Genomic DNA, 17,317 nt, shown 5'->3' on the forward strand with positions numbered 1-17,317 from the left:
GAGTATATATGAGTATCACTTGTTTAAGATGTCCTTCGGGGAAAATTATTAAATACGCTCATACAAGTGGTAAACAAGTGGTAAACAAGTGGTAAACAAGGATATAAATGTCAAGTAATGTGGGCGACGGTATTTTGTCCATGAGTATAATTTATCGTTAAGGCGAGTTCCGTGACCTGCAATTACTATACACTACTACCCAATTACTATGTACGACAAAAATAATCCAAATAAGCTCATGCCAGATCCAACAAGTGAAGGGAAGACTCACTTTATCTCACCACGGTTACTAAAGTTATTAAGTTACCAGACCCCTATAAGACAATTCTTTACCCAAGCGACCTATATGAGTCGCCGAACTGAGCCGGGAAGTATTGATTTTACTATCGGTGATGCCCATGAAGTACCACCTCCAGGGTTTGTAGAAGCCTTACAGCGTTGGAGTGTACCGCAAAATCAAGGGTGGTATGGCTACAAAGGAAATATTCCACAATCACGGATCACTGTATCCGCTGCTCTTCAGGATAAACGCGGACTTTCTATATTGCCTGAAGATATTTTTATGACCAATGGTACTGTAGTTGGTTTGGCGATTTGTCTGCAAATGTTAGCTGGTGAGGGAGATGAGGTAATTATTTTGACTCCACCCTGGTTAGGTTATAGGAGTATGGTGCATTTTACCGGTGCGGTTCCGGTGGGTGTGCCTGTGGATACAAACACCTTTGATATGGATTTGCAGGCGATCGCATCTGCAATTACAGAACGGACTCGAGCAATCATTATCAATTCACCCCACAACCCTACAGGTAAGATTTTTTCAGCTAGTACCCTAGAGGGTTTGAGCGGTATACTTAACGAGGCTTCTAAGCACTATGGCAAGCCTATTTATATTATTTCCGATGAAACCTTCAGCCGCATTGTTTTCGACAACCAAACTTGTCCCAGCCCTACTCAGTTTTACCCATTTTCTTTCTTAGTATATGGTTATAGTAAGACTTTAATGGCACCCGGTCAACGTATAGGGTATATTGCTTTACCTCCCACTATGCCTAATCGGGAAGAAATAAGACGAATCATTGCTTTCCTACAACAAACTCCTTTTGGTTGGTGTTATCCTAGTGTGCTCATGCAGTATGCATTAGGAGACTTAGAGCAACTAAACATAAATATCGAGCATTTACAAAACAAGCGAGATCGGATGGTGAAGGCACTGCGGGATATGGGTTACAACCTGTATGACCCTGATGGGACGTTCTTCCTCTTGGTGAAATCACCTTGGGATGATGACCTTGCTTTTGCCGAGTTATTAGCAAGTCAAGATATATTTGTTTTACCAGGAACTCCCCAGGAAATACCCGGTTACTTCCGAATTTCCCTTACTGCCAACGAAGAAATGATTTCGCGTTCTCTACCCAAATTCCAAGCTGCGATGGAATACGCTGTTGCTAACCCACTTGCTTCGCCCTCTTCTGTCACTAACCGCCAGAGTATAATAGAACAAAATCTCTCAAACCAGAGCTAGGTCTATGGTTAACCCTCGCCAAGCTATTTCAACCTTGAAATTGATTGATCAGTATTGTCGCTATTACAGAAATCTGTTTTCAGAAGTCAGAAGCTTCAAAGCTTTTACACACCTTCATGCTGGTATAATTTCTGAGATGGCGTTGCTGAATAGGGGTATGGTTTAGCGATCGCGTGCGGTGACTAATGCTCGCTCGAAATAATTAATTGAATAGGGAAGGCGAACATCATTAAACGTGAGATAATGAATAAGTAGTTTAATTGGATATCTGAGCATTTTTTCGGCTGGCTGAATAACAAAAAGTCTTTCGTTTTAAGCGAGCCAGATAGTGTCTTAATTTTGTGTTTTCACCTTCAACCGCAAGTCATGTAAGTTGGGCACATAATTTTGTTTCTCTCTGGAATAAACATTGCATAAACTTTCGGGCCATCCGTCACATAAAAATAGCACCCCCATCTACTAACTACATCCCACAAAGGTTCAAACGTTTTAGGACGCTCGGTCTCCTAATAGCCATCCTAGAATACCTGGTCTAAAGTAATCTACTGCTGTCCACACCCAGATTGTGTTTTTTTATCCGACAAAGGTTTGTAGCTCATCTAGTTCTCCTAGTTCTGGAATTGTCTCTAGATCGTAAGCGGATGGTAGCAGCTTTCCAACTTGCTTGAGCCAATTAATTATTGTCGTGTGATGCAGGTCTTTGACTCTCTTGCTCGCACGAAAACCCATACCATTGACATATATTTTTAGGTATTGATATTTAACTTTTTGCGCGTAACAATGCTGGGTTTGATAGCACTCTCTAAATTGTATGCCACAGTCAACAAAAATATAATTTTGCTTGCCTTTGTTCGGCGCATTTTTATTAACATGAGTTGACTTATATTCAGAAAAATTTATTGGCTTTGACTTTCAGTTAATTGGTTTTTGTGAATCGCTCACTCGCTCTATCGTACCTCAATTCAACAACGCCAGGAAAAGATTGGCAATGTTCGAGGGAAAGCTGCTACTTTGCACCAACTAGCAGGAATTTATGCCAATCAAGGGGAAGTAGCAAAGGCGATCGCACTTTATGAAGAATCTCTCGAACTTCAGGAAAAGATGGGCGATGTTCAAGGGAAAGCTGATACTTTCGCAATGTTAGGACTGTTGTTAGCAGATAAGAAGAGAGATTTTGACAAAGCTTTGAATTATTTACAGCAATCTTTGGACATTTTGCAGCATTTGCGATCGCCCGACGCGGAGACAGTGAGGCGAATTATTGCTGAAGTTCAGCGGATGGCTGATGGCTGAAGAAAGTTTAGCCCGATTCTCTGCCGCCCGAAACCAGCCTGCGGCAATCTGAAATCTAAAAAATCCTACACAAAACGTTACATATTTGTTACCATCGGGGCGAGTCTGTTCTCAGCAGCCCCTCTGTTAACCTTCTAAACTAACCGTTATGAGTCAACCTCCCTCAGCAATTCCCGCGTCAGAAGAGTCCGCCGAAAACCAGACAGCGCCGACAAACACTGCACCTCCACCGAGTTATGTCAAGCTGGCGATGCGGAACATGGTTCGCAAGCGGGCGACTTCTTTGTTTCATTTTGCCTTGACGGCGGCGGGACTTTTAGGCGTACTCGTCGGTTTGGCTTTTCTCGATCGCTATTTCAATTCTTAATAGGGGATTCCAACAATCAGCCTCTAATTTCTGGTGATGTTTTTGATCTTTCTTAATCGGGAGTTAAGCTAATTGTTCTGCCTGCCTGTTGCAATCTCTAACAGATTACTGTATCTTTCCAGCAACAGCAAAATCCCCTGCCGTTCGATCGCGCAATTGGAATTTGTAAAAAAATTGAATATATCCCTTGACAGGAGAGCAAAAAAATGTTAATAGAGGTGAACGTCGAAGACTGTTACGGGCTCGCCCAGCAGTCAGCCGACGCTTCCAACCTCCCTGAGAGTGCAGCCAGCGGGGAGATTTCAGCCGAAACCTGGGAAAATTGGTTTAGCGTTTGGCTGGAAAACCAGGAAGAGTATGTGCCAGTCGCTCCGGGCTACGAAGTCACTCTGCGTTTAACCGCCGATACGGAGATGCAAGCCCTCAACCTCCAGTACCGCCAGCTAGATCGATCAACCGATGTACTAGCTTTCGCAGCTTTAGAGGTAGACTGTCCTCAGCTAGAGGAAATGCAGTCATCTGAACCCCTATACTTGGGTGATATCGTCATCTCGATCGATACAGCTAACCGACAAGCTCAGCAGCAAGGACATCCCCTGAAGACCGAACTAGCTTGGCTGGCAGCCCACGGTTTTCTGCATCTTTTGGGCTGGGATCACCCGGATGAAGAAAGTCTGACTCAAATGCTCGATCAACAAGAAACATTGCTGCAGGCGATCGGTCTTGCGATCCAAACAGCATAACTGAAGTTGATGGTGATTTAACAAATCATGTCAAGCCCAACATAACTTTCTGAAATTAAACCAGAACTTTAGTAAAAACTTAGAAAAGTTACCTAGACTTGATGAAGTTAATTTGAAAAGTTTAGCTTTCATTCATCTCTGTAAATTAAAGTTGGTTCTTTATGACACTAGATAGACCCTCAATTTCATCACAAGTTGCACAGTTTCTGCCCATGCCTCAAGACTCTTCTAGCCAGACAGTCCACGAGCCTAAAAAAGCCTTGAAATACAACCGAGAGCTATCCTGGAAAATCGCATCTAGCTTAGCTACGAGTTTTAGATACGCTTGGGGGGGTCTGAGTTATGCTTTTGAAACTCAGCGCAATTTTCGGATTCACACTGTTATTGGCACTTTGGCGATCGGACTCGGCCTATTTTTGCAACTCAAACCTGTAGAAATATCTGTGATCGGCGTCACCATTGGCATAGTTTTAGCAATGGAACTGTTAAATACGGCGATCGAATCCGTGGTAGACTTGACAGTCGGGCAATCTTATCACGAACTAGCCAAAATTGCCAAAGACTGCGGTGCCGGAGCGGTTCTGGTATCGGCAATGGCTGCGATCATCGTCGGTACTGCACTTCTGCTTCCTCCTTTGTGGGCAGTCGTTCAAATTGCGATCGCCCGTTAGTAACTTATTGGAGCCAGAAAATTTTAGGTTTTAGAGGATCAATTTGAGATTTTTAGTTTTATTCGTCTATATTGCAGCTATTTTTATCTTCGGCATCTATCTAAAATCTTGAAACCCTTGCTTTCAGACAGCGAGTTAACCTAAAATCTAAAATCTAAAACCTAAAATCTAACTTAACCCGTGATTATAGTCATCGATAACTACGACAGTTTTACATACAATTTAGTACAGTATCTAGGAGAACTGGGTGCTGAGTTGCAGGTAGCAAGCGAAGTGCAAGTCTACCGCAACGACCAAATCTCCTTAGCAGAAATTCGCCAATTACAGCCTGCCGCCGTGGTGATTTCTCCAGGCCCGGGGCGGCCGGAAGATGCGGGAATTTCTCTGGAATTAATCAAAGAATTGGGTCCGACTCTACCCATTTTAGGCGTGTGCCTCGGACATCAAAGTATTGGTCAAGTATTCGGCGGCAAAATTGTTTCTGCACCCCTGTTGATGCACGGCAAAACTTCTCAGGTAGAACACACAGGAGTCGGAGTTTTTCAGGGCGTGGAATCGCCGATGATTGCAACTCGCTATCACAGTTTGGTAATTGAAAAGCAGAGTTGTCCAGAAGTTTTGGAAATTACGGCTTGGGTTGAAGACGGAACTATTATGGGTGTGCGGCACCGAGAATATCCGCACATTGAAGGTGTACAATTTCACCCGGAAAGTATTTTGACGACTGCGGGAAAGCAATTATTACGAAATTTCTTGAAACGGCTTTAGTTGGGTTTTGAATTTTGAGTTTTTGTCTGAATCTTTCGGGTACGCCATGGGCATCTTACGGTGGAAATTCTGTGAAGCTTTCTGGTGCGAATTACCTACCTTACCGTAAAACTAGCGTGTACATTTCGCACCTGACGGTGTTTTGTGGTATAACAACAAACGACCAACACCCGACAACCCCAACCACAAGATGAAACGGCGACAATTAATACGTTACGCACAGACGGGTTTGCTAGCAGCTTTAGCAACAGGTTTGCCATCTGGATGGGAAAGCTATCAAGCTCAAACTGCTGATTCTTTGTCGATTCAGTGGTTGGGCCACACTTGCTTCTTGTTCGCCGGAGGCGGTGCGAGGGTGCTGGTGAATCCTTTTCGCCCCCTGGGCTGTACCGCAGGCTATCGCTCTCCTAAAGTGCAAACAGATTTGATTCTGATTAGCAGTCGGTTGCTTGATGAAGGGGCGATCGACGGATTTGCGGGCAATCCCGGCCTTTTGTACGAACCGGGGGCTTACAGGTCTAACGGGCTGCGGATTCAAGGGATTCGGACGCAAAAAGACCGTGAGGGTGGACGGCGATTTGGGGTCAATGTGGCTTGGCTGTGGCAGCAAGCGGGCCTTAAGATTTTACACTTGGGCGGAGTTGCTGGCCCGATCGGCATTGAAGAACAAATCTTGATCGGGCGGCCGGATATCCTGCTGATTCCCGTGGGCGGAGGGCCGAAAGCTTACACTCCGGCGGAAGCGAAGCAAACTTTGCAACTTCTCAAACCAAAGATGGTGATTCCGACACATTTCAAAACCCAAGCCGCCGATACTGCGTGCGATTTGGTGCCGCTAGATGAATTCTTGGCGCTGATGGATGGTACGCCGGTGCGCCGATTGAATAATGACACGATTTCGATCAAATCTGGTGACTTACCCCAAAGTGGTTCGGTGATTGAGGTTTTGAGTTACAGATTTAGCGGTTGATGCCCGATTTCTCAGCTTGCGTTATAGTAAGGAAGTTTTGGTCGATCGGGGATGCAAGAGAAATTTCTCTCTATCTTAGCCTCTGGCAACCTTGCCTTTTGTCGAGATTTGGCTAACATAACAATTCATGTTCACGGTTTTATCTCCTAAGGAAATGCAAGCGCAATGAAAAATCAAAATTTACCTAGCTGGATGAAACAACTGACAGGTTTCGCAGGAATAATCGGCGCTAGCGCGTTGATTGGTTTCCCCGCTTGGGCTCACATCACCTCCAGCACCAATGTTGCTAATGCAACTCAAACTCCACAAGTTGCAGGAAACGTAAAAACCACTGCTTCACCGACACCAACTGGCGTTTCACAGGCACCAACTGGCGCTTCACCGGCACCAACTGGCGTTTCACCGGCACCAACTGGCGCTTCACCGGCACCAACTGCCGCTACTAAGGATATTGTTGCTATTGCATCTGGCGACGCTCAATTCAAGACGCTGACGAAGGCTTTGGGAGCAGCAGGTTTGGTTACAACTTTACAAGGAAAAGGTCCTTTCACTGTTTTTGCTCCGACTGACGCGGCATTTGCTGCTTTGCCAAAAGCAACTGTGGATGATTTGCTCAAACCGGCCAACAAAGCCAAACTTACTAAGATTTTAACTTACCACGTTGTTCCTGGTTCGGTTTTATCTACTAGCCTGAAATCCGGCGATGTTAAAAGTGTCGAAGGCAGTTCGCTCAATGTGGCTGTTAGCGCAGGCAAAGTTACTGTCAGCGGCGCTAATGTTGTGAAAGCTGATATCAAAGCTAGCAACGGCGTTATTCACGTAATTGACAAGGTATTGATGCCCCCTGCTTCAACAAGGTAGGACGAGCGTTTTTTGCATCAATTGATCTCAGATTCGGTTAAATGAAAGCGAAATAAGGACACAACAATGTTGTGTCCTTATTTGTATGGCAGGCAATTCAGAATTAATACAGATAAAGCTTGAGCTAGCTGCGGGTACTTACAAAAATGGCTGCCAACCCTTACCCCGATAGCCAAAATCGAAGATTTCGGGATGGAGAATTTCTGCTAAAATTTCTAACGAATCAACCAATCTCGGCCCCGGCCGATTAAAGTAAGAATTGCCGTCAGTTATGTAAACTTTCCCAGTTTTTACTGCTTGCAAATTAGCCCATTCTGCGTATTTAGTTATCTGCATTGCTTCGCTGCGAGTGCGGTTTAAATCAAAGCCGCAAGGCATGAAAATAATTACATCGGGATTAGCTTCTACTAGCGATTCCCATTTTAACCAAGGGGAATGTTCGCCGACAATTCCAAACAGCGAATTGCCTCCCGCCATTGCGACTAATTCGGGAATCCAGTTACCCGCAGCCATCAAAGGTTCAATCCACTCGATGCAAGCTACTTTGGGAAGTCTCTCTTTTGTGGTAATAATAGAGGATGCTTGTGTTTTCGAGGTAATAGCATCGATGCGGGATTGCAAAAGGTCGATCGCACTTTTGGCATCTACGCCCAAAGCATCAGCAACTCGCTGAATATCCGTCCAGATTTCTGCTAGCAGATTCGGCTGCAAAGAAATAATTTCCGGCTTGCTATTTACCAGCGTGCTTACCGCTTGTTTAACCTCTGTTAGAGAACAAGCGCAGACTTCACATTGAGCTTGAGTAATAATGTGAGTCGGCTGCAATTTTTCCAAAGTATCTATTTCTACTTTATAGACACTCAGCGCATTTTGCAACAATTCTGTCACGCGGTTGTGAATTTCGCTGCTAGTTCCTTCGGGATTGAATTTAGGCTGAGTGCAAACAGGTAAAATTTGGATTTCTGGGGGATAATCGCATTCGTGGGAACGGCCCACAATTGCAGTGGTTAATCCTAAAAGTGCTACAATTTCAGTGGCACTAGGAATTAGAGAGACAATTCTGAGTTGGTTCATTGATTTTCGTTTTTTTACAGATTTAGAAGCACAGGCGTTACAGATTTAGAAGCACAGGCGGGACGCCCGTGCCACAGTAAAAGGGATTGTTAAATTTTTAGTTTTTTTAAGTATTGCAAATCTTGCCATGCTTGAATGAGATTACCTTGCATCAGAGCTGCTACACCGTTTAAAACTCTAATTTCCGGTAGATTGGAGTTGAGAGCGAGAGCTGGTTTTAAGGCTGTTTGAGCGGCTTTGGGATGCCAGCCGTACAGGTGTACGAAAGCGAGATAGGCGTAAGCGTAAGGGTTTTTTGAGTCGAGTTGGGTAACTTTTTCTAAGGCGACGATCGCACTTTCGACATTCTGCTGCAATACCCGAGAAAATGCCAAAGCATAAGCCAATTCTAAATTATTTGGTTCCTGCTGCAACCGATATTCTAACGCTTGTTCCGCTTGCACGGTATAATCTTGAATTGGATCGTACTGATTGATGCGCCCAATCTGCTCGAACACAGGTTCTAAACCTGGCAATCCTTTGGGTAAATTAACCGCCATCGCCCGCAATTGAGTCACCAAATCTAACTCAGGCTTATCTGTATTATCCTTGTTTCCCGGCTCTGCCTGAGAACGCATATCCAGAGGCTCTGCCTCGATCTTAACACTCACTGCCGGCACATTAATCGGATAAGTTTCCCCCGTTTTCCGATTTAGATAAGTAGCTTGTAGATTGTAAGTTCCCGGTGCAATATTAGCAGGAGGAAGCATCGCCGTGCGATCGACAACTCGAAACCCCACAGCAAATTTATCCGCTTCCAGAATCCCCGGATGCAAAGTCGCCCCGGCGATCGCGCGATCGTGTAAAATCCTGAAAGTCTGTCCCGGTGAAATATCGCCAGACTGCTGATTTTGCCACGTTACCAACACTAAACCAGACTGCAACTGCTGCCAAGGCCCAGACCAAGTATAAGTAACCGGTAGCGCCACTCCGGGAACTGCTTTTGGAGCGACAGTAACTCGATCTAATTGTACTTGCGATCGCCCTTCATTCAACGGCTGTATTTCGACAGGCTGCACTCGCTTGCGATAAAGATTTAAATTAGTATAATCTGGCAAAATCCAAGTTTTATCTAACTCAAATTTATCACCTTTTTCAATTGCATTTACGGCTGCATTTTGAGCTTGTTTAATCCGTTCGCGAATCGAACCTTGCGGGCCGCTTTTAGTTACGAACCAAGAGAGCGATCGCACATCTTGCGGCACTTCCTTTAAATTCGTTCCCACCTGCCGCCCGTAAACCTGAAAATTAGCCAAAGCACCGTAAAAATTCAAATTATGCTGGTTAATTTCCGGCGTCGAAGGTAACACGCCTAAAGTAGATTGCAAATAAGGTTCCCTATCAATAATTTCGGCAATTACCTCTCGGTGCGGCCACTCTTTCCCCAAGTAAGGATAGTTAGAATTGCCGGGACTGATAATTTGGACTAAGCTATGTCCAAAAGCACCTCCCAGCGGCCAGATATGGAACAACATTGCCAGAATTGCCAAGCCAATTGTACCCCAGCGAATTTGTCGTCCCCACCGAGAAGGCCACAGCGTTAAACAGTAGGCTAAGAAAATAGATAAAACTGGCAAATAAGGTATCACATATCGGTCGTCTTTGTTGATATTTAGAGAATTAATTAAATAAGCTCCTCCCCAGAAAACAGCCAGCCACCGACAGGAGTTGAGATGCAAAATTGACGAACTATTTTGCCGACGATGCCAATAAAGTATCAATCCTACTAAGGGAACAAGTAACAGAGGCCAAGAAACCTGTTCGGGTAAGTGCTTACCGTAGTAAATCCAAGCGTCGATCGTATTGATGCCCGGATCTCCTTCGGCGATCGCAGAATCCAGCGTTGCCCGTTTTCCCCCGGTCAAAATTAACAGCCAATTGGTTTTCGCCCAGGGTCCAAACACCGCCACTGACAGCAACAGAGCACCTGTTAATTGACCTAATCTTCCCCAACCTTTTTGCCGCACAGCACCGACAGCCAGCCACACAATCGGGGTAAACAGAAATAATACGGTAGTGTGTTTAACTAATATTGATAAGCCGAGAGAAATTCCAAAGGCGATCGCCCAAAAGAAAGACGACGGGGAGAGGGGGAGAGTGGGGGAGGGGGAGAATTTATACTTTTTCTTTGTTCGTTCCTCCAACAGAGTTCTATCGGTTACATCCGTTACATCCGTTACAGAATCCGTTGCCGAACTTCCTTCTTCCTTCTTTCCTTCAGAAGCCTTCCACATTGTCAGACAATAGAAAGCAAAAGTAATCGCAGCAGTGAGGGGATAGTCGAGCAAAAATTGCAAGCGGAACCGATAAAGTCCCGGTAACAAAACGCAAATTGCAGCGGCCCACAAACCCACTTGCCGGTTAAATAGTTGGACGCCCAGACTGTAGACTGAGGCGAGGAGAATTGCACTAAATAATAAATGAACGAGGGTTGCCCGATCGCCCCCAGTACCGAAAACCTGAAGAAACGGAACCGTTAAGATGTATGCCAAGGGCGGAATTTTCGTCGAAAGCAGCCAGAAGTTTGTCCACCACTCCCCGGAAAACCACTGAGGATGCTGCAACGCCTGCAAGTATTTCAGCGTGCTAGTCAGGTAGTCTGCTTGATCCCACGCCGGGACAGATCGATCGAGGGCAAACCAGAGGCGATCGCTAATTGCCCCCAGCAGCCAAATTATGCCCAAGACAAGCAGACTCTTACTTCCGCTGTCCCGATGTTGCTGTGCCATTGCGATTGTTGGATTTTAGGTTGCAGCTTTTAGCTTACAGGCGGGCGGTTCCGGGCGATCGAAAATTAATTGAGAAAAGTGCTTGCTAAATTCTGTATGTGTCTGCTAAGATAGTAAAGCGCGAAAAAACAAGCCGGGATAGCTCAGTTGGTAGAGCAGTGGACTGAAAATCCACGTGTCACGAGTTCAAGTCTCGTTCCTGGCATCGCAAAGCCCTCACAAAGTTGAGGGCTTTTTTTTGTGTAGGCAGTCGCTCTTCGGAGAATCCAGATTTTTCTGCCTTTTTTCTAATTAACACTCATAATGTGTAGATTTAAAGCGTTTTTTCAAGTTAACACTCATAGTGTGTAGATGTGAAACACTTATAAGCTTTATATTTTTGGCGTGACAGAAAATAATCAGCTTAAGATATTTGGCGAACAGGTTCGGAAATTTAGAAAAGCTAGGGGGCTAAGCCAAGAGGAGTTAGCTGAACTAGCAGAACTGCATCGAAATTACATTGGCGGCATAGAACGTGGCGAGAGAAATGTCGCTCTTCTGAATATTGTGCGTCTAGCTAAAGCTTTGGAAGTACCGCTAAGCAAATTGTTGGAGGGGATAGAGTAAATGACTTCACCTTATGCGGGGCTTGCCACAGAAGATTGGGCACTAAAAACGCGGGAACTGATAGAGATACATCCACTTACCCCCAAGGAAATATATGAAGTAGTAATTCAAGTCTGGCGAGAAATATTTGAATCTAATTTCACCAGCAAAAACTATAAAATAGGTGTAGATTTATTTCCCCGCCCCCAAATTATGGGATACTTTTTGCACGAACTCATCCCCTTAGAATTGACTAGGCGATACCCAGAAGTTTGGCGTCGCGAAGAAAATGCTACTGAAAAAGATCTGGTCTGTCTTCTAGATGATTGCTTCTCGATCGAGATAAAAACTTCTTCAAGTAATCGTAATACATATGGAAATCGCAGTTATACTCAACTAAGCACTACTGGTATAGAAGGAAAGAAGAATAAATCGGGCTATTATCTTGTTGTTAACTTTCAGAAATTCAACAAAAACATTCAAGGCTCACAACTACCGCAGATTAATTTAGTCAGATTTGGATGGTTAGACCGAGAAGATTGGCAAGGTCAAGCCGCTGCAACTGGGCAACAAGCGAAATTAAGTCCTGCTGTTGAACGTTATAAATTGCTGCAATTACCAACTTTAGAATAAAGATAACTGTGCTTCTCTAACTTCCTTGTCCCTCAAAAAATTATCGATTCTACTAGCGACAATCTCACAGTAATCAGCCCTAATTTCAAACCCAATAACTTGACGCTGCAAACCCAGAGCCACAATTGCTGTAGTACCGGAACCCATAAACGGATCTAAAACAATGTCGTTTAAATTCGATGCAGACTTGATGATGCGATCGACAACAGCAACAGGAAATTGAGCGGGGTGAGGCGTGCGTTCTTTTGAAGCTCGGTTTTTCCCCGACGTAACTTTTGGGAACTGCCAAACATCCGTTGGATTTTTGCCTTTTAAGTTTACTTTAATCTTGCCGTTCTTTTTCTGATTCGGATATTTCACATTTGGGTCGCGCACTTCATCCAAATTAAATGTATACTTGTCTTGATTTTTCACATACCAGAGAAACTTTTCATTGCGGGGTGAAAAGAACTTGCTGCCCGCAACTCCCGCGCCGTAATTCCAGACAACTTCTTGAATCAGATAAAAAGGCACTTTGTCCCAAAGCAGATAGGAAATCGGAATTGCTTTTGCCCGATCGCGAATTGACAAATAACCTAAATTCAGCCAAAAGGCTCCTCGATCGAGCGTTACCCGGTAAACCTCGGCTATCCACTGCTCGCACCAGTTTAAATACTCATCTAACACCAAGGATTTTTCGTACTCTTTGCCGATGTTATAAGGCGGGCTGGTAACGGTTAAATCTACAAATTGATCGGGCAGCAGCTTCAATGCTTCCAAGCAATCCATGTTATAAATTACGCAATTAGGAGCTTGAAAGTACGGTTTACCTAAAATCTTCGCGATATCAGTCAAGCTCATGAAATATGGGGGAGATATTTTGTTGACAAGATGCAATAATTATAGTAAGTGAGTTTAGAAATATTGTCAAACTCATCTGGACTGGGTAATCGCCCTGTCGGAAGCAAAAGGTTACAATCACAAATACATTCTATTTCCATAACATTACTGTTTATAGCTTGAACTCCTCAGTGACAAATAACAACACCTCAACTCAATCCTTTCAATTTGACTCGATCGACAGTGCCCTCGCAGACCTCAAAGCAGGTCGCCCCCTGGTAGTAGTCGATGACGAAAACCGCGAAAACGAAGGCGATGTGATTTGTGCCGCCCAATTCGCCACCCCCGACAACATCAATTTCATGGCCGTGAACGCGCGGGGCTTGATTTGTCTGGCATTGAGTGGCGAAAGGCTCGATCGCCTGGAACTGCCCCTCATGGTCAGCAAAAACACTGACAACAACCAAACTGCCTTCACCGTCAGCATCGATGCAGTCAACGGCGTCAGTACCGGTATCTCCGCCGAAGACAGAGCCCGCACCATCCAAGTTGCCATCCACCCGGACACCAAACCTCAAGACTTGCGCCGTCCCGGTCACATTTTCCCCCTGCGGGCGATCGACGGTGGCGTCCTCAAACGCGCCGGTCACACCGAGGCTTCGGTTGACCTCGCCAGACTCGCTGGCCTGTATCCCAGCGGCGTCATCTGCGAAATTCAAAACCCCGACGGTTCGATGGCGAGGTTGCCGGAATTAATCGAGTACGCCAAAACCCACAACCTTAAAATAATCAGTATTGCTGACTTAATTAGCTACCGACTCAAGCACGATCGATTTGTCCGCCGCGAAACAGTGGCCAAATTGCCAACTCAATTCGGCGAATTTATGATTTACGCCTACCGCGACACCCAAGACAATTCAGAACACGTTGCTATTGTCAAGGGCGACCCGGCAGAATTTAAAGACAAACCCGTGATGGTGCGGGTGCATTCCGAATGCCTGACCGGCGATGCTTTGGGTTCCCTGCGCTGCGACTGCCGGATGCAACTGCAAGCGGCACTGAAAATGATCGAAAATGTCGGTTCTGGCGTCATCGTTTATTTGCGCCAAGAAGGTCGGGGCATTGGATTGGTAAATAAACTAAAAGCTTACTCGCTGCAAGATTTGGGATTCGATACTGTAGAAGCCAACGAACGGTTGGGATTTCCCGCCGACTTACGGAACTACGGCGTCGGAGCGCAAATGCTCAACGATTTGGGAGTTAAAAAAATTCGGTTGATTACCAACAACCCCCGCAAAATTGCAGGTTTGAAAGGTTACGGAATTGAAGTAGCCGATCGCGTCCCATTACTAATTGAAGCCACAGATTACAACTCGATCTATCTGGCAACAAAAGCCGAAAAACTCGGTCATATGCTACTGCAAACTTATTTAGTAACAGTGGCGATTCAGTGGAACGAAAAAGCAGAAGGAAAAGAGGAAGATTCTGCCATTCAAAATCGGTACGAACACCTCGAAAAACTGCGGCATTTGGCGGCTAACCAGCACTTGCTGCTGCAAGAAGAAGCGCGGCCGGTGGGTATAGCCCTTTTCGGAGAAGGCTCCCTCATCGTTCACCTCGGCTTCGATCAAGCCGGACTCGCAGCCCCCGACTGGTACTCGGAGGTAAACCATCCTTACGTCAAGGCGATCGGCCAAATTCTGGGCGAAATCAGCACTGAGCCGAATTTGCAAACATTAGAATTCATGGTTTCCTCCGGTGGAGATCCGCTCAAAACCCTGCAAGTCCAGCTCGATCGCGAGACATTTCTTTTGTCGGAATTAACCGGAATTTGCGATCGGCTCGAACCTCAAAAAATCTACAGTTTTGCTCCTCTTCCCTGAAGGCAGAAGGTAGAAGCCAACCCCCCCTACCCTAGCAGGGGGGTTGGCAGAAGCCAATAAAAACTCTGAATTTCAGAATAATACTTGTTGATAAGCTGTTACGCATTCAAATTGGAAATTCTGGACAGGCTAGAAGCCCGTCCCACAAGAGTTTTATTGATTTTTGACACACAGTTTAAATGTAGAACAGCTTACCAGCATCTTCCTTTCGTCAGAAAGCAGCCACCAATACAAACAGTGAATAACAATGTTAATTGCAGTCTAACAAGTCGATGTAGCGAACAATTGAGAGAGAAGCTTCGAGGCACATTTATCTTATTAAGCAGTATTAATACTCATTAAATTATTCACTAGGACTTTTAGTTAATGTTAATTTTTTTAGACATTGATGGTGTACTTATTCCTGACAGAAGAAATGGATCGAGTTTGCAAACTGATATAATGAAATTTAATTCCGATTGCCTTAATCACTTTGAAAATGTCCTCCGTTCCTATCCTAATGCGCGAGTAGTAATTTCATCATCTTGGAAAGAAATATTCCCCTTCGAGGTAATCCCGCCATTGTTTTCACCAGATATCGCTATCCGTATTATCGGATTCACCCCTTTTCTCAACCCCAAAAATATTCACCAACACAAATATTTACGACACCAGGAAGTTCTTGAGTATCTTCGACAAAATCAAGCAGAAAACTCACCTTGGGTAGCCATTGACGATATTCCCGAACACTATCCGCCAGATGCACCAGTTGTGGCTATTGATGATTACAATGGTTTTGACCAGAACTCAGCAAAGATACTTTCAGAATATCTAACTTAATTTCAAAGGTTAGGAAAAAAGTATCGGAATAGAGAGGGTGAATTTGACATGGAAATGAACGTTGGTGACTTTCTGCACCGACTCGATCTCAGGGGACAAGCACTTAAAGGCACCAACCTTGGCGGTGCGGAACTCCGGGGAGCCAACCTCCGAGGCACGGATCTCCGAGAAACCAACCTCAGCGGCGCTATGCTCAGGTATGCAGACCTGATCGAAGCCGACCTCAGCGGTGCTAATCTCAGCGGGGCGGATTTAGCTGAATCATTTCTTAATTTAGCTAACCTCACTAGAGCCGATTTGACTGGTGCTTTCCTCCGAGAAGCTAATCTCGTAGGAGCCGAATTCACCGGCGCCAACCTCAAACAAGCAAGTTTGATCAAGGCTAATTTAGTTGGAGCAAATCTCCACGAAGCCAACTTAACCAGAGCCAACCTCAGTGGAGCCGATTTGCGCGGTTCTCAGTTGAGCGGCGCCATTTTAGACAAGGCGGTATACAACAACCGGACTATCTTTCCCGAGGATATCGATCCGGGTGCACTGGGAGCATTTTTGCTAGCTCCCAATGCTTCGCTCCCTGGCTTAAATCTGGCTATGGTAGATTTGACCGAAGCCGATTTAAAAGGAGCCGATTTGCGGCGGACAAACTTATACAAAGCTATTTTATTTGGCGCAAAACTCGATCGGGCAAACTTAGCAGGAGCCAACCTCAGCGCAGCGGACTTGAGGGAAGCTAGTTTGAGCGGTACGATTTTGGAGAAAGCTGTTTACAGCAACAAAACATTGTTTTCAGAAGGCATTGACCCCGCTCTGGGCGGAGCTTATTTAATTGCTCCCAATGTATCGCTGCAAGGGGTAAACTTAACCGGAGCCGACTTAAACGGGTCAGATTTAAGCGGAGCTAATTTGAGCGCTTCTAACTTAAGTTCGGTCAATCTCAAAAATGTAGATCTCAGCAGAGCTAGCTTAAAAAAAGCTTACCTCAAAGGTGCAAACTTGGAGCAAACAGATTTGAGAGGAGCCGATTTAAGCGGCGCAATTTTACACCAAGTAAACTTGAGTTCTGCTGACCTTCGGGGTGTAGACTTAACAAGGGCTGACCTCAGCGGTGCTAATTTAAGAGATGCCGATTTGAGGGAGACAGATTTCACCGGAGCTACTTTGCTGTTCGCTAACTTGAGCGGGGCCGACTTGAGAGGTGTAGACTTGACAAAAGCTAACCTCAGTGGCGCTAAGTTAAACGAAGCTGATCTCCGAAAAGCAGATTTGATGAGAGTAAATTTGGAGGGAGCAGATTTAACTGAGGCAGACTTGAGCGATGCTCATTTATTCCGAGTTAATCTCAGAGGTGCTAACCTGAAAGGTACTAACCTCAAAGGCGCAAGTTTAAAAGGGGTATTTTTGACCGACGCTTATTTGAGCGAAACGGATTTGACCGATATACATCTGAGTCCGAGTTTTTTTGAATTGCCATTAGAATCGGAATGGTAATTAGTTGACTGTTAACAATCAAAAATCTACAATCAAAACTCGCCCCGCGAAAA

16 protein-coding genes, 1 tRNA gene and 1 pseudogene are annotated in these 17,317 nt (G+C 45.0%); 14 read left to right on the forward strand and 4 right to left on the reverse strand.

What is annotated here, in order from left to right; translation table 11 throughout:
• The first annotated feature begins 208 nt into the window (after positions 1-208).
• Entirely contained in the window at positions 209-1,522 is a 1,314-nt protein-coding gene (locus QUA25_RS04340; protein ID WP_333035871.1) for an aminotransferase class I/II-fold pyridoxal phosphate-dependent enzyme, read from the forward strand.
• Positions 1,523-1,684: 162 nt separating this feature from the next.
• Here QUA25_RS04340 and QUA25_RS04345 read toward each other — a convergent pair.
• Positions 1,685-2,422, reverse strand: a pseudogene (locus QUA25_RS04345) (IS1 family transposase).
• Between the two features lie 111 nt (positions 2,423-2,533).
• Between QUA25_RS04345 and QUA25_RS04350 the strand changes: the two are divergent.
• The 7 genes from QUA25_RS04350 to QUA25_RS04380 all read left to right on the forward strand — a co-directional run bounded on the left by QUA25_RS04350 (position 2,534) and on the right by QUA25_RS04380 (position 7,195).
• Positions 2,534-2,815, forward strand: a complete 282-nt coding sequence (locus QUA25_RS04350) for a tetratricopeptide repeat protein (protein WP_333035873.1) — start codon at positions 2,534-2,536, stop codon at positions 2,813-2,815.
• Between the two features lie 148 nt (positions 2,816-2,963).
• The gene (locus tag QUA25_RS04355) at positions 2,964-3,182 is read left to right on the forward strand and encodes a DUF3285 domain-containing protein (RefSeq protein WP_333035874.1); all 219 of its coding nucleotides are present in this window, start codon (positions 2,964-2,966) and stop codon (positions 3,180-3,182) included.
• Between the two features lie 206 nt (positions 3,183-3,388).
• Entirely contained in the window at positions 3,389-3,925 is a 537-nt protein-coding gene (gene ybeY, locus QUA25_RS04360; RefSeq protein WP_333035875.1) for an rRNA maturation RNase YbeY, read from the forward strand.
• Positions 3,926-4,086: 161 nt separating this feature from the next.
• Complete coding sequence (locus QUA25_RS04365; RefSeq protein WP_333035877.1) at positions 4,087-4,596, forward strand: diacylglycerol kinase family protein; 510 nt, start codon at positions 4,087-4,089, stop codon at positions 4,594-4,596.
• Positions 4,597-4,776: 180 nt separating this feature from the next.
• Positions 4,777-5,364: an aminodeoxychorismate/anthranilate synthase component II gene (locus tag QUA25_RS04370; protein ID WP_333035879.1), complete on the forward strand. Its 588-nt coding sequence runs from the start codon at positions 4,777-4,779 to the stop codon at positions 5,362-5,364.
• Between the two features lie 190 nt (positions 5,365-5,554).
• Entirely contained in the window at positions 5,555-6,334 is a 780-nt protein-coding gene (locus QUA25_RS04375; RefSeq protein ID WP_333035880.1) for an MBL fold metallo-hydrolase, read from the forward strand.
• A 165-nt stretch (positions 6,335-6,499) separates the two neighbouring features.
• Positions 6,500-7,195, forward strand: coding sequence for a fasciclin domain-containing protein (locus QUA25_RS04380; RefSeq protein ID WP_333035882.1), 696 nt, complete (start codon positions 6,500-6,502; stop codon positions 7,193-7,195).
• Positions 7,196-7,333: 138 nt separating this feature from the next.
• Here QUA25_RS04380 and QUA25_RS04385 read toward each other — a convergent pair whose 3' ends face one another.
• Positions 7,334-8,269: a cobalamin-binding protein gene (locus tag QUA25_RS04385; protein ID WP_333035883.1), complete on the reverse strand. Its 936-nt coding sequence runs from the start codon at positions 8,267-8,269 to the stop codon at positions 7,334-7,336.
• Positions 8,270-8,358: 89 nt separating this feature from the next.
• Positions 8,359-11,037, reverse strand: a complete 2,679-nt coding sequence (locus QUA25_RS04390; RefSeq protein WP_333035885.1) for a phospholipid carrier-dependent glycosyltransferase — start codon at positions 11,035-11,037, stop codon at positions 8,359-8,361.
• 132 nt (positions 11,038-11,169) lie between these two features.
• Between QUA25_RS04390 and QUA25_RS04395 the strand changes: the two genes are divergently transcribed.
• From QUA25_RS04395 to QUA25_RS04405, 3 genes are all read left to right on the forward strand, one after another.
• A tRNA-Phe gene (locus QUA25_RS04395) sits at positions 11,170-11,242 on the forward strand.
• A gap of 179 nt (positions 11,243-11,421) precedes the next feature.
• Positions 11,422-11,643 (forward strand): helix-turn-helix transcriptional regulator, encoded by a 222-nt coding sequence (locus tag QUA25_RS04400; protein WP_333035886.1) that lies wholly within the window; start codon positions 11,422-11,424, stop codon positions 11,641-11,643.
• Positions 11,644-12,255, forward strand: coding sequence for a ScaI family restriction endonuclease (locus tag QUA25_RS04405; RefSeq protein WP_333035887.1), 612 nt, complete (start codon positions 11,644-11,646; stop codon positions 12,253-12,255).
• On the opposite strand, the gene QUA25_RS04410 is transcribed toward QUA25_RS04405, so the two are convergent.
• Positions 12,247-13,095 (reverse strand): site-specific DNA-methyltransferase, encoded by an 849-nt coding sequence (locus tag QUA25_RS04410; protein ID WP_333035888.1) that lies wholly within the window; start codon positions 13,093-13,095, stop codon positions 12,247-12,249. The two genes, QUA25_RS04405 and QUA25_RS04410, sit on opposite strands and share 9 nt — an antisense overlap.
• A gap of 170 nt (positions 13,096-13,265) precedes the next feature.
• Between QUA25_RS04410 and ribBA the strand changes: the two genes are divergently transcribed.
• From ribBA to QUA25_RS04425, 3 genes are all read left to right on the forward strand, one after another.
• Positions 13,266-14,957 (forward strand): bifunctional 3,4-dihydroxy-2-butanone-4-phosphate synthase/GTP cyclohydrolase II, encoded by a 1,692-nt coding sequence (gene ribBA / locus QUA25_RS04415; RefSeq protein ID WP_333035889.1) that lies wholly within the window; start codon positions 13,266-13,268, stop codon positions 14,955-14,957.
• Between the two features lie 366 nt (positions 14,958-15,323).
• The gene (locus QUA25_RS04420; protein WP_333035890.1) at positions 15,324-15,776 is read left to right on the forward strand and encodes an HAD domain-containing protein; all 453 of its coding nucleotides are present in this window, start codon (positions 15,324-15,326) and stop codon (positions 15,774-15,776) included.
• Between the two features lie 48 nt (positions 15,777-15,824).
• Positions 15,825-17,264 carry a pentapeptide repeat-containing protein gene (locus tag QUA25_RS04425; protein WP_333035891.1) on the forward strand — a complete coding sequence of 480 codons (1,440 nt, stop codon included), beginning with the start codon at positions 15,825-15,827 and terminating at the stop codon, positions 17,262-17,264.
• The last annotated feature ends 53 nt before the right edge of the window (positions 17,265-17,317 follow it).

This window comes from Microcoleus sp. Pol17C6, assembly GCF_036701145.1.
Lineage (GTDB): Bacteria > Cyanobacteriota > Cyanobacteriia > Cyanobacteriales > Microcoleaceae > Microcoleus.